The 13059-nt window shown below is 57.0% G+C and carries 9 protein-coding genes; 4 read left to right on the forward strand and 5 right to left on the reverse strand.

The features are described from left to right. The first annotated feature begins 76 nt into the window (after nt 1–76). Complete coding sequence (locus tag NHH03_RS04195) at nt 77–769, forward strand: response regulator transcription factor (protein ID WP_253154493.1); 693 nt, start codon at nt 77–79, stop codon at nt 767–769. Further along, on the forward strand, nt 766–2232 hold the full coding sequence (locus NHH03_RS04200; protein WP_253154494.1) for a sensor histidine kinase: 1467 nt from the start codon (nt 766–768) through the stop codon (nt 2230–2232). The genes NHH03_RS04195 and NHH03_RS04200 overlap by 4 nt, the downstream gene beginning before the upstream one ends. Nucleotides 2233–2239: 7 nt before the next feature. Here NHH03_RS04200 and NHH03_RS04205 read toward each other — a convergent pair whose 3' ends face one another. The 3 genes from NHH03_RS04205 to NHH03_RS04215 all read right to left on the reverse strand — a co-directional run bounded on the left by NHH03_RS04205 (nt 2240) and on the right by NHH03_RS04215 (nt 7895). Continuing rightward, complete coding sequence (locus NHH03_RS04205) at nt 2240–3067, reverse strand: ion transporter (protein WP_253154495.1); 828 nt, start codon at nt 3065–3067, stop codon at nt 2240–2242. Between the two features lie 68 nt (nt 3068–3135). After that, on the reverse strand, nt 3136–4065 hold the full coding sequence (locus NHH03_RS04210; protein ID WP_253154496.1) for a hypothetical protein: 930 nt from the start codon (nt 4063–4065) through the stop codon (nt 3136–3138). A 65-nt stretch (nt 4066–4130) separates the two neighbouring features. After that, nucleotides 4131–7895, reverse strand: a complete 3765-nt coding sequence (locus NHH03_RS04215) for a secretin N-terminal domain-containing protein (protein ID WP_253154497.1) — start codon at nt 7893–7895, stop codon at nt 4131–4133. Between the two features lie 417 nt (nt 7896–8312). Between NHH03_RS04215 and dinB the strand changes: the two genes are divergently transcribed. Further along, nucleotides 8313–9491 carry a DNA polymerase IV gene (gene dinB / locus NHH03_RS04220; protein WP_253154498.1) on the forward strand — a complete coding sequence of 393 codons (1179 nt, stop codon included), beginning with the start codon at nt 8313–8315 and terminating at the stop codon, nt 9489–9491. Nucleotides 9492–9558: 67 nt separating this feature from the next. Here the strand turns inward: dinB and NHH03_RS04225 are convergent, their stop codons facing one another. After that, nucleotides 9559–10191: a response regulator gene (locus NHH03_RS04225; protein ID WP_253154499.1), complete on the reverse strand. Its 633-nt coding sequence runs from the start codon at nt 10189–10191 to the stop codon at nt 9559–9561. Nucleotides 10192–10797: 606 nt separating this feature from the next. Beyond that, nucleotides 10798–11985 carry a YdcF family protein gene (locus NHH03_RS28105; protein ID WP_253154500.1) on the reverse strand — a complete coding sequence of 396 codons (1188 nt, stop codon included), beginning with the start codon at nt 11983–11985 and terminating at the stop codon, nt 10798–10800. Nucleotides 11986–12031: 46 nt separating this feature from the next. Here NHH03_RS28105 and ypfJ point away from each other — a divergent pair, with 46 nt between their 5' ends. Beyond that, nucleotides 12032–12886 carry a KPN_02809 family neutral zinc metallopeptidase gene (gene ypfJ / locus NHH03_RS04235; RefSeq protein ID WP_253154501.1) on the forward strand — a complete coding sequence of 285 codons (855 nt, stop codon included), beginning with the start codon at nt 12032–12034 and terminating at the stop codon, nt 12884–12886. Nucleotides 12887–13059 lie beyond the last annotated feature (173 nt).

Raw genomic sequence — 13059 nt, forward strand, 5'->3', positions numbered from 1 at the left:
CTTGGTGTTGTTCAATCTAGCGACGGCGCCGTGACACCCTGCGTTTCCCCTTTATTCCCACGATTGATGACAGCTGATGAGTGTTCGTATTTTAGTGGTTGAAGACGAGCCTCAGATCGCCGATTTTTTGGTTCGCGGGTTAACCGAAGAGGGCTACACCGTCGGACATGAATCCGACGGTCGCGCCGCATCGTTGCGGCTGCAGTTTGAATCGTGGGATTTGGTGCTGTTGGATTGGTGGTTGCCGGGGGAAGAGGGTATCCAAATCTTGCAGCGTTTTCGAAGTCGTGATCGCAGCACGCCGGTGCTGTTTTTAACCGCTCGCGACGGAATCGCCGAACGCGTCAGTGGGCTCGATGCGGGCGCCGACGACTATCTGACCAAGCCATTTGCATTCGAGGAACTGTTGGCGCGCGTACGTGTGTTGTTGCGCCGTCCCGGGCAATCGGATTCCCTTCAGTTACGCTACCAAGACATCCAAATTGATTTGGCCAAACAGACGGCGACCCGAGATGGGATCGGGTTGGATTTAACCGCCAAAGAAATTTCGTTGCTAAGTTTCTTTCTGCGGCACCCTGAACGGGTACTCACTCGGACACGAATTTACGAGGCTGTCTGGGACGAGAACTACGACGGCCTGTCCAACACCTTGGAGGTCCATATCAAAGAGCTACGGCGCAAATTGGAAAAACATGGTGCCCGAGTGATTCAGACACGTCGCGGTCAAGGCTACATCTTGGACGGGTCGGGCGTGAACGGCCAATCATGAAGTTAACCACCCGCGTTTCGACCTTTTTCCTAGCCACTCTGGCGGTCGTGCTGTGTACCTATTCATTGGTGTTCTACGGTGTCGCGCGACGGCACATCGGCACCGAGTTTGATTATGAATTGCGTGGAGCGCTCAATTCGCTGGTCGCCGCCGCGGAGGTCGAGCAGACCGAGGTCAAATGGCAACCGCTGGAGCATTCCATTTCTTTTGGAACTCATGATCGCAGCGGAGAAATCAATTGGTTGGTGATCGGGGACCGGAATGTGATCGTCGAACAATCGCACCATGCCCCTGAATCGTTTGTGGCCCAATCCCAGGTGATCGCAGCCCGCGCGGTTGCAGCCGGCCAAGTGTTTCGTGGTGAGAATGAAACGGAATCGTCCGAACAGTTGTTTCAACGTTTGGTCGCTCCTGATCCACAGGCCGTCGATCGACAACTGGATGAGTTTGACGAACTATTGGTCATCGTCAGTTGCTCGACAGTGCAGCGTGACCAAACCCTGTGGCGTCTTTGTTTGCTGGTCATTCTGCTTCCTGTGGCGGTTTGGCTGTGCGCCGCAGCGGTCGGCCGCCAGATCGTTCGCCGCGCGCTGCGACCGGTCATCGAGATGGCCGGTCAGGCGCGTTCGATTCAAGGGACGGACTTTCAAACACGACTGCACGGCGCGGATTCTGATGGCGAGCTGTCTGAGTTGCGGTCGGCATTCAACCGCTTGCTCGACCGCCAACAGGTCGCGTTTGACCAGCAACGTCGATTCGCCGGTGATGCGGCTCATCAGTTGCGCACACCGCTGACCGTTCTGATGGGACAGATCGATGTCACACTGCGTCGCCCGCGGTCGGTCGACGACTACCAATCCAATCTCGGTCTGCTGCGCAGTCAGACGGCGGACCTACAGGGCATCGTTGAATCGTTGTTATTTCTTTCCCGATCCGACGAAGACGCGGTCACGCCGACACTGGGAACGGTGGCACTCGCATCATGGATTGAAAACAACTCGACACGCGGATGCCCCGCAGATCGCCACGATGATCTGCGATTGAACAATCAGCTTGACGAAACGATCCAGGTCCGCGCCACGCCGATGCTGTTGTCCCAGATTTCAGAGAATTTGGTTTCAAACGCATGCAAATACAGCCGCCCAGAAACGGCCGTGATCGTTGATGCAAGGGCGGATGCCCAAACGGTGCAGATCAGCGTGTCGGATTCTGGGCTAGGGATCGCTGACGATGAACGCGATCTGGTGTTTGATCCATTTTATCGGTCGCCGTCGGCTCGCCGATCGGGAGTGACCGGCACCGGTTTAGGACTTGCCATCGCAGTTCGAATCGCCAAATCACTCGGCGGTGAACTTCGCTGCGAGAGTGAACAAGGTGTCGGCAGCTGTTTCACGCTCGTTTTGCCAATCGCCCGGCCGGACGCGTCAACTGGTTCCGGCAGCAGCAGCATGCCGCAAGCTTGAATCGAGACTACAGTCGTTCGCCACAGCGATCGCAATAGACCGCTTCCTTGCGGTGCCCGTCGGAAGTACAGCGTGGGCAGCGCGGTGCGTCAGGGTCGGCTGCCGTTCGCGTGCTGGAGGTCAACTCGGCAGTGACGAAACCGCTGGGCACGATAATCAGGCTGTAGCCGAGCAGAATGAGCGTGGCCGAAATGAATTTTCCGATGGTGGTTTGCGGAACGATATCGCCGTAGCCGACCGTCGTCATCGTCACGATCGCCCAGTACATCGATTGTGGAATCGAACTAAACTTGCTGGGGGGCACTAGGTCGGGATCGTCTGCGAGCATCATCGGCAGGTCATGTTCGATGAAGTACATCAGCGTGCCGCTGACCGTCACCGCGACCAACACCACGATCAGAAACACGATGATTTTGTGTCTCGCTTTCCAGATCGCCTGTGAAAGTTCGTCTGCATCGTCCATCATCCGCCAAAGCTTCAACACCCTGAACGCGCGCAACAGACGAATGCTGCGCAGGATCACAAACGAATGGGCTTTGCTGTCAGCGAAAAAGACTCCTGCATAGGTCGGCAGGATACTCAGCAAATCAATGACGCCCCAGAAACTAAATGCATAGCGCCAGGGGTGCCGCGCACAGACCAGGCGGGCAACATACTCGATCGTAAACAGGATCGTTAGGATCCATTCCAAACCATACAACAGTCCGCCGCGAGTGTAGCCGGGCAACGTTTCCAGCGCAACCACCACGATGCTACAGATGATCGTCAACAGCAGCGCGACATCGAATGCCCAACCGCCCGGTGTATCCGATTCGAAGATGACGTCGTGCATCATCACGCGCCACGCAGGCCCATCGGGGCGCTGCGACGCTTTACTTCCTCGATTTCGGCGTTCGCCCTTGGTCATCGCTGAACGTTGGTCTCTGGCGAAGAGATTCGCCGGGGCACGGACGGCTTGTCCATCTTAACGGGCATCTGCGCGCTGGCAGCCATCACGGTTGGTGTCTTCGGTGTCAAAGGCACGTCAATAAATGGAGTGGATCCGTCGGTCGATACTTGTTGTGCGGCAGCAATCGCATTGATCCGATCTTCGATCGAAACACTGGGTTCCCGCTGGGGTGATTCCGGCGAGGGGATGTTTCGTCGGATGGTTGTTGTCGCCAACCCACTGGCGCGGGTCGTATGATGTGCGATCGCGTCACGGTGTCCCTGGTACTGCGGTGAATAGGGTGTTTGCACCATGCTCGGTTCCTCCTCCGGCGAGTTGCCCGGCAGGATCACAGTGGTCGGCGATCCTTGCACCAATTTGCCCTCGGTGGTTTGGAACGTGGCAACCAGAGAGACACGTTTCTTTTCACTGCCAACCGCATCCCAAGGAATCCAGATGCTGTAGCTGGCACCAAAATCACTTTGGCTGACATGCTGAGTGAACTGTTCCGGCGTGAATTTGAAGGGCTGGATTTTTCCCTCCTTGCCTTCGCTGTCGGCTTCAAAACCATGGATGGTCAACGTGCCTTCGACGGGAACCACTTTGGTTTTTTCGTCAAAGAAAAACAGGCGACCGCCAAATCCACGCGTCGGGACTCGACCGGATTGCACCAGGGTGTCCGGCGTCCAAGTCGCGGCCAATTTGACCGGATTGGGATAGGGTTCCGGAAGCTCGTCCTTGGACTTGCGCCAGGACGCCGGCTTGGTCCACTCAGGCGCGTCAAAGAACTTGCCAATTTTTTTGTCGGTTTGTGTTGCCGGGCTGGTGCATCCGCCGGCGACAAGCGAGCCGGCGGCTAGAAACGCGGCCAGCGTCGCTTTCGTACGTTTGGTTTGATCGGACATGTTGCTATCGATTGGTGAGGGTCGTTGAGGGTCGATGGACAAAGCCGCCGCAGTCAGACGGGGACTTACTTCTGCGACGCGTTCTGCCAACCGGCTGGCAGGTTGGGTTCCGGCTCACTACCGATCATCGTGGTGGTGGTCTGAAACGACGATTGGTTAACGCCCGCCGGGTTCGCCGCGGAGTTTGCAGCGGTTGGCGAGGCAGCCGGACCGCCGGGCAATGCAGCTTGCGGCAGCGAGTTTTGCGGGATCAGATTTCCGCTAGGCACGTCCACAGGGGATCCCACGCCGGTCCCCAGCGGTTCCGGTGATTGGTATTGAAACCCATCGTCCAGGATGTCTTGGCCAGGGGCGTAGGGAGCTGCAGGGGCGATTCCGGGTGCCGGAGCAGGCGCCGCAGGCGGGTAGTACGGCTGTCCGGCGGGTTGGCCCATGGCGGGACGTTGACGATCAGGGACGATCCCCGGTGGCAATTCACCGACGACCACTTCACCGTCAACGGTCGGTTGCAAGTCAGGATAGATCGTCGGTCCGATGGCCGGTCCCCACAATCCATAGCCACCGCTCAGTCCGACGTCGCCGTTGGCTTCGACCACGTCCGCCAAGCACCAGCTCATCTTGCTCGATTCGGTTTGCTTGATGTACTCCAAATCCTGTTCGCCGGTGACCAACATCGGTGTCAACACGACCAACAATTCTCTGCGGGTTTCCGATTCAAAGTCATACTTGAACAGATTGCCGATGATCGGAATGTTCGAAATCAATGGCAGACGACGGCTGAACGCAGCTCGCGAGGTCTGAATTAGTCCACCCATGATCACCGTTTGACCGCTGAACACCGACAACGTGGCTTGCGCCGTGGTGTCAATGATGTCGTTGATCAACACGGTCCCGCCGTCGCCGTCAGGCACCAGCGTGCCGTTGGCATCGTCGCGATCCGAACGGGTGATATCGACTTGCATGGTGATCGTGCCGTCGCTGCCCACTCGAGGCCGCAGTCGCAGGATCAAGCCGACTGTGATGTCTTCGATGTTTTGAGTCACCGTGTTGTTGGTGACGGTGCTGCCGCGGAAACGAGCGATTTGGCGACCGACTTCGATCAGTGACTCGGTGTTTTCCGTCGTCATCAATTGCGGCCGACTAAGAATCTGAGCTCGTCCGGCATCCTGCAGCGTACGGAACAACAGGCTGACCGAATCGCTAGCAGCGTTGAGCACAAATCCGCCATAGCCGATCGCCGGGTTCGCCTGTCCCAGGCCGAAGGACGACACCGCCGTGCTTGCCAGCGAATCGCGTCCCGAAGCATTGACGTTGGGAACTCCGGCATCGTTAAAGTTGAAACCTGGGGTACCGGCGGCCGGTGCACCGGGACCGACAGCTTGACCGCGGTTGAAGGCCAACGAATCTTGCAGACCCAATTCGGTGCCGATTTCAAAGGCATCGTCCAAATTCACTTCGGCCAACATCACTTTGATCATCACCATCGGACGACGACGGTCCAAACGGTCGATCAGGGTGCGAACCTCTTCGTACAATCGTGGTGCGACGCTCAATAGAATGCTGTTGCTATTGAATTCCGCGATGGCGACGATGTCACGGTCCAACAAATCGTAAGGGCCAAGGCCAGTCTGGTATTGCTGGATCGCGGTTCGAGACTGCTGACGATCGTTTACGTAATTGGTGATCGCTTCAGCGACGATCGGTGCGTCGTTGTTTCGCAACCAGATCACCTCGGTGATCCGTTCGGCAAACCCTTCGCTGTCCAATCGTAATAGGATGCTTTCAACGACCTCCAAATCCTCCATCGAACCGCTGGCAACGATGCTGTTGGTTCGAATGTCGGTGGAGAAACGTAGCGGTACCAGCGAACTGTCGGCCGAGGCGGTCGACGATGGCAATCCGGCTGCGTTGGCGCCACCAATGCTGGTGCCTGACGCACCAGCCTCAACACCAAACAGCGTTTCAAGTGACAGTGCCAGTTGAGCGGCATCACCGTTTTCGATGGTAAACACTTTCACCAGCGAATCGATTCCGGGAGCTTTGTCCAATTGGCGAATCAGTTCGGCGATCAGCGGCATGCTGGTCGAGGGGGCTCGCACCACGATGGCATTGGCACCGGTGTCGGCTGTGATCGTGGCACCGGCCAAGATTCCTGAATCGACGACACGGCGTTCATCACTGTCGATGGCCACGATCGATAGCGAGGTCGACGGTGCCGAGACGTTTTCACTGCCCGTGACTTCGCTGCCATTGAAGGCATCTTGCAATGTCGTCGCCAGATCTTCGGCGACGGCATTGTTGAGCGGGAATACTCGCAGTTGAGCTTGAGCCTGTGTTTGTTGTACGTCCAGATCATTGATCAGACGGGTCACTTCGGTCATGTCCCGCGGGGCGGCACTGACGATCAGCGAATTGGTTCGGTAGTCGGCCGAAATTCGGACGCGTGGTCCAAGTCCGGTGCGCAATTCTTCTTCGACACCGGGTCGCTCGCTGAAGAACGTGCGGATCGCTTCTTCGGCGTCGATGGCCGATGCGTTTTGCAACCGGAACACTCGTAGACGACTGGATTCTTCGACCGGTTGGTCGATTTTTTGAATCAGTTCTTTCAACGACACGATCGCTTCGCTACGGCCAATCAACAATAGCGAGTTGGGACTGTCCAGCGAGGTGATGCTGACGTCGCCCTGTCGCGAGGAAAGCACATCGTCGTACAACTGTGTCAGCAGAGCGGCGACGGCATTGGCGTCGGCATACTTAAGTGGCACAACTTCGGAATCAGGTTGTGTCAATTCCGCTTTGTCTTCGATTTCTTTGATCAGGTCCATCACGCGGCGGACGTCACGGGTCGAACCCTTGACGATGATCTGCCCCAGTTCAGGTACATATTCGATCTGCACGTCACCCAGTGGTCCGCTGCCTTCGCTGTCGGCATCACCGTCGGCGGGCGGTGCATCGCCCAGATCGGCCGGCGGCGCGGTGTTTTGATCCGCACTTTGGTCGGCTTGGAAGACTGCGTTTTGAAAGACATTTTGATTCCCGGCGGCGAAGTCGCCTTGGGGACGCAGTGTTCGCAATTGGCGCATGGTTCGCTGAACCGGTGCCATTTCGGCGTTGAGTAGCCGATGCACCTGCGTGACGTCATCGTAACGATTGGGCACACTGTCCAACGCGCTGATCATTTTTTGCCAGCCGGGTAGTGCCGGTTCTGGGGCGCGGACCGTGATTTGGTTTTGCCGACGATCGACTTCGACCAACGTGCCTTGCATCGGGATCACGTTCATTTGAAACGTCACCAGATTGCCATTGTTCCGGGTGGTCATCGGAACGTCTTGACCGGCAGCCTGTTTCAAGTCGCGTTCGAATTCGCGCCAAGAAATATTCTGCAGCCGCATGCTGAGCGGACCGACAGCCGCCGAGGACGCCTGACGCACCGCGCCAGCGACCAACGCTTTGACGTCCGATGCGATCGAAGCATGGGTTTTGGCCGGCGCCATCACGACCAACTGCTCGTTGCCGACATCAGGCGAAATCGTGACGCCCGGCAATTCGCTATAACGCATGCTGAGCGTCGTAGCGATCGAACGGGCGTGGGCCGCCGGCACCGACAGCTTACGCAATTGGGGTGAATCACTGGCCGGGACGGCGACCATTTGCATGTTCGCCTGGTGGGACGCCATTGTGGCGCCTGCCATCGATGGCAAACGGTGTGGCACTCCCGTTGGCGGCTGACTCGGCAGCGTATTGCTGGGGGTGGTTTGGGCATGAGCCGTCGTCACGGAAATCACCGCGGCAAGCTTCAAGCACAAGGCTCCCCGTAGACAGGCAGACATGGGGGAGACAGCAGATTTCAACCGGTGCACGGGCAACACCTATTTGCAGACGTACGGGGCGAGCGACAAAAACGAACGGAACTCCAAGAGCGCTTCCTCCGTTCATCCCCAGTGATCGTCTTTGTCGTTTCATTCGCTACAGTCAAACTCACTGCGATACTGGTGCCCAATCGGTCTATTAGGCATGATTGTCAGTATCCGTAACGAACCCGAAGGCCTGGCAAACCAGGCAAAATAGGTCGGGGCATCGCATTCGGACGCTCAAGTCCAATTGGAATGCTTTCACTCTCAGCCGGCTGGCCGGGGAATTGTTCGCAACGAGAGGCTGTCCAGTTAGATTGGGTGGCAATCGATCAAAGGTTCACGCTGACAACTCTCTCGGTTTCATAAAATGCCTTGCCTTGGCGGTCCAATGCTATGATTCTGCACGTCGACATGGATGCGTTTTACGCCTCCATTGAACAGCGAGATCATCCCGAACTGCGCGGCCAGCCCGTGGTGGTCGGTGGCAGCAAAACGGGGCGTGGGGTGGTGGCGGCAGCCAGTTACGAAGCTCGCCAGTACGGAATTCATAGCGCGATGCCGGGCCGCCGCGCCGCCCAGTTATGCCCGCACGCGGTGTTTGTTCGCGGCCGCATGTCACACTACAGCGAAGTCGGTCGTCAGGTCCGCGAGATTTTTGCTCGTTTCACACCGGTGATCCAACCGTTGTCGTTGGATGAAGCCTTTCTGGATGTCGCGGGGACCGAGCGGTTGCACGGCGACGCGGTTTCAATTGGGCATCAAATCAAAGACATGATTCAGCGAGAGTTGCAGTTGACGGCCAGTGTCGGCATCGCGCCACGCAAGTTTGTTGCCAAGATCGCCAGCGACTTGGAAAAACCCAATGGGTTTGTTGTCGTACAGGAATCGCAACTGCAAACCTTTTTGGACCCGCTGCAGGTCGAGCGGCTATGGGGCGTCGGCAAGGTCGGAGCGCAGCGGTTGCATCGTTTGGGATTGAAAACTGTCCGTGACATTCGGTGCTACGATCGCTCGCTGTTGGTGACCAAACTGGGCGCTTGGGGCGACCACCTGTGGCAACTCGCCAACGGGATTGATTCGCGACTGGTTGTGACCGACCGAAACGCCAAACAAATCAGTCACGAACGAACGTTCGGGGAAGACCAAAGCGACGAGGAATTCTTGCATGCTGTGGTGTGTTTCCTGTGCGAACAAACGGCAATGCGACTGCGTCACAGCCAGCAAAAAACCGGCGCGGTGGTGTTGAAGTATCGCCGCGAAGATTTCCGTACGTTCACCAAATCACAGACACTCGACGCACCAACCGACCAAACCAGCCGGATCATTCAGGTTGCCTGCGGTTTATTAGCCAAAATGCGGCAACACGAACCACGTCCGGTACGCTTGATCGGCGTCTCGTTGGGATCGTTCGTCGGCGGCCAGACGGCGACGCAGTTGTCATTGTTGGATGACCAGGACCAGCAGCATGCCGAGCGCAAGGTCGACGCTGTGATGGACGAATTGTCGGCCAAGATCGGCCAGCGCAAAATCTATCGCGCGGCCAGTCATCATTGGCGGAATCCGCCGAAATAAAAAAAGCGGTCTTCTTCGCTGTTGGCGAAGACGACCGCTTTGAAAGAAACAGCCTAACTGCGGAGGGTTAGACCAAGTTTTTGCGAACTGCCCACACAGCGGCTTGCGTGCGGTCGGTGACACCGATCTTGCGCAAGATGTGTTGAACGTGTTCTTTAACCGTTTCGTAGCTGATGCCCAACATCTTGGCGATTTCTTTGTTGGTCAGCCCTTGAGCCATTTGCCGCAACACTTCGCTTTCACGATGCGTCAACGGAACGTCCAATTCTTGGCTCAGACGCGGCGTCGCCAAGGCGCCGGTGACGCGGCGAAGCTCTTCGCGTGTCCAAGCCGATTCACCACTGGCAGCCAAGTTCAGCGCGTCGATCAATCGCTCACGTGGAGCAGATTTAAGGATATATCCGGCAGCACCCAGCGCGACCGCGCGTGCGATGTAGGTTGGGTTGTCGTAGGCGGAATACAACACGATCGGCAAATCGGGGTGATCTAGCTTCAACCGACCCAGTGTGTTCAATCCGTCTCCACCGTCCATCCGGATGTCCATCAACACACAGTCGGGGACTGATTTTTCGACCGAAGCCAAGGCTTCTGCGGCGTTACATGCCTCTTCGGCGATGACCAAATCAGTTCCTTCTAGCATGGACTTCAGGCCCATGCGAATCACCAAGTGATCGTCTACTACTAATAGATTCTTGCTCATTGAATCTCCTTCGCTTTCAGGGTTTGGATGCGCTGTATTCGTCAAGCGGTTAAAGGCATCGAGATCAGGGAATTAGAGATCACTTGATACTTAGCTAGCATCAAGAGTCATCAGCTGGATTGTTTCCTGCTACTGGTAGGGGCGACGTACCACACACCACCCCGCAGCAGAATTCGTCGAAATAGACGGCTTCTCACATTCATCCGATTTGGGGGCTTTGGGCTCCATGTAAGGGATGGGCAAATATGGCCGTAATTCCGTTCCTATGACAGCCCTTGTCATCGTAACGATTTGCGAGCAATCTCCGTTCCAATCGGGCGGTCTTGCAAGATATGTCGCTAAAATGTTCAGGATTGGTTGAATTCTGTCAGATATTTGACAGCTTATGCTCGTTTTCTATCTCGGGGGGCTAATTGGCGGGCAACCGCCCCGGCAATCCGTGAAAAAATAGTCTTGTTCAGTGGATTGTTGACACCTCGCCAGGGCGCCCCCCCAAATCGAAGTGGACGTTCCATTCTACAAGAGGGTCAACAGAAGAACTTCCAATCCCGCACCAAAATCTGTCGGATTTTGCGTAAAAGCCAAGGAATTCTCACCAGCTGGTGCTCACCTGCCTACCCAGGCGGCGAGAAATTCTTTGGTGGCAATTGCGAATGAGCGTCCCGCCGCGGCGGTGGGAATCAAGTCTCTTGGGGTCGAAGAAGCCGACGAGCCGGATTGAAACGCGCAGGGTAGAGCTGAAAACGTCAGTTGGTTGGCTGCGGCCAATCGCAATGCCCGAGGCATATGAAAGGCGCTGGTCACCAGTCCCAACGATCTCGAGTCGCTCGCTAGCCCGTTGCTTTCCGGCACACGGCCAGTTCCGATCAGAGATTGCCAAGCTTGCGGTGGGGAATCAAAGAACAATCGCAGCCCGGCCATTTCTGCCGACGTGTTTTCGCCGAATGATTCAAAAATGACGCGATTGGGGACGCCCAGCGATCGCAGCAATTGCCGCCCGAGGGTGGATGCATCTGGGGCGCCCAGCGGTCCGCTGCCGGTGCAGAGAATGGATTTCGTTTTACCGGCGTGCCACAGCTGAGCAGCCAACACGATGCGCTGAGCGTCGCAGCCGACTTCGGTGATCCCAAACAAATTGACTTGGGCATAGCCGCCGAGCACCACGACAGCATCAAACGGCGGTGAATCGGTCGCCAACGGATCCGCGTCGATCGGGAATTCCAGCGTTTTCATCCAGCGTTCAGCAACCAGGCCATTGAACGAAATCCCGACGGCGATCCACAACGCTGTGAAGCAGATTGCCCCGCGACGCCGGTGTTTTGAGGCGCAGGCGATCGCCAATGCGAGCATCAGCAACCACAGAATTCCCACCGGCATCGCCAGATCGGTGGCCGCACGCGCCGCCAGCGATTTGCCGCCCGCCAATCCGCTGGCACCGACCAGAACCACCGCCAGCGTTGCCGCGAACACCCCGCCACGGAGTAGTGCCGCCGTCCAGGTGCGGCGTTTCTGGCCAGGATTTTTCTCTTGGGGACAGTCCCCATCGGCTGCCCCATTCTCGTGGGGACTGTCCCCATCGGCTGCCTGAAACGTTGTTTCGCCGCCGTCGCCCTGCGCTGGTTGTGTCACTGCGTTGTTCCTATCGCCGTCCTGAGGTGTGCCGCCGCGAAAAATTCGCCAACCGGCTCGATCGATGCCGCCGGCGATAAATTCTTCTCTTCCCTGCTGGTCAGCCAATCCGGGGCAGTACCATAATGTGTGCGTCCTGAATGGTTTCAGCAAACAATCCGACACGTTGATACGGTTCCCATGCCGTATCGAACAGAGAAGAGGCAATGTAATGCGTTGGCGCGGTAGAGAGCAAAGTAGCAATGTGGAAGACCGTCGCCGATCCGGTGGCGCAGTGGCTGTTGCCGGCGGTGGCATTGGATTGTTGATCATGGTGGTGTTGTACGCGCTGCTGGGCGGCAATCCACAGCAGTTGCTGCAACAGCAAGCGGCGATGCAACAGGAAGCCGGTGGCGGCGAAGTTCGGGAACTGACACCGGAAGAGCAGGAACGCGGCGATTTTGCCAAAGTCGTATTGAAAGACACGGAAGACGTTTGGTCAGAAATCTTTGCCGAGAACGGCGAGCGTTATCAACCACCAAGCATGGTGCTATTCTCGGGCAGCATTCGCTCGGCCTGTGGTGGTGCCACATCGGCGTCCGGACCTTTTTATTGCCCGGCCGACCAAAAAGTTTATCTGGATACCTCGTTCTTTACCCAATTGGCCGAGCAGCTCCACGCGCCCGGTGACTTTGCACAGGCCTATGTGATCGCGCACGAAGTCGGACACCACGTCCAAAACTTGCTGGGCAAGACCAACTACGTGGATCAAATCCGTCAATCCGGTAGCAAAGTCGAAGCCAATGCGGCGTCGGTCCGCTTGGAACTTCAGGCCGATTTTTATGCCGGTGTGATGCTGAACCATGCTCAACGCACCAAGCAAATCATTGAACCGGGCGACGTCGAAGAAGCGTTGAAAGCCGCGACGGCGATCGGCGACGATCGGCTGCAGAAACAAAGCCAAGGCTACGTCGTGCCAGAATCGTTTACACACGGAACCAGCGAGCAACGGTTGCATTGGTTCATGAAAGGATTGCAAACCGGTGACATAACGCAGGGCGATACATTCAGCCCCAACGCGCTGTAGTTCCAAAATTTCAACCTCGCTCTGAAGTTCACCCTGCCGAACCTGCCTCCAGCAGGTTCGGCAGTGCCCCCGGGCTAAGCTATTGAACGCCGTTGGCGTAGAGATGGGATTGGGTGCATGCGACTCTCCCAATGGGTGGCACGCCAAGCTGCACGACTTCCTTGCGGGAGAGT

Source organism: Stieleria tagensis, from assembly GCF_024129865.1.
Taxonomy (GTDB): Bacteria; Planctomycetota; Planctomycetia; order Pirellulales; family Pirellulaceae; genus Stieleria; species Stieleria tagensis.

What these genes read in the sequence shown, in the direction of transcription:
- NHH03_RS04205 (WP_253154495.1), bottom strand. Translation starts at nt 3,067, where the DNA reads ATGATGCACGACGTCATCTTCGAATCGGATACACCGGGCGGTTGGGCA.
- NHH03_RS04200 (WP_253154494.1), top strand. Translation starts at nt 766, where the DNA reads ATGAAGTTAACCACCCGCGTTTCGACCTTTTTCCTAGCCACTCTGGCG.
- NHH03_RS04215 (WP_253154497.1), bottom strand. Translation starts at nt 7,895, where the DNA reads ATGTCTGCCTGTCTACGGGGAGCCTTGTGCTTGAAGCTTGCCGCGGTG.
- ypfJ (WP_253154501.1), top strand. Translation starts at nt 12,032, where the DNA reads ATGCGTTGGCGCGGTAGAGAGCAAAGTAGCAATGTGGAAGACCGTCGC.
- dinB (WP_253154498.1), top strand. Translation starts at nt 8,313, where the DNA reads ATGATTCTGCACGTCGACATGGATGCGTTTTACGCCTCCATTGAACAG.
- NHH03_RS04210 (WP_253154496.1), bottom strand. Translation starts at nt 4,065, where the DNA reads ATGTCCGATCAAACCAAACGTACGAAAGCGACGCTGGCCGCGTTTCTA.
- NHH03_RS04225 (WP_253154499.1), bottom strand. Translation starts at nt 10,191, where the DNA reads ATGAGCAAGAATCTATTAGTAGTAGACGATCACTTGGTGATTCGCATG.
- NHH03_RS04195 (WP_253154493.1), top strand. Translation starts at nt 77, where the DNA reads ATGAGTGTTCGTATTTTAGTGGTTGAAGACGAGCCTCAGATCGCCGAT.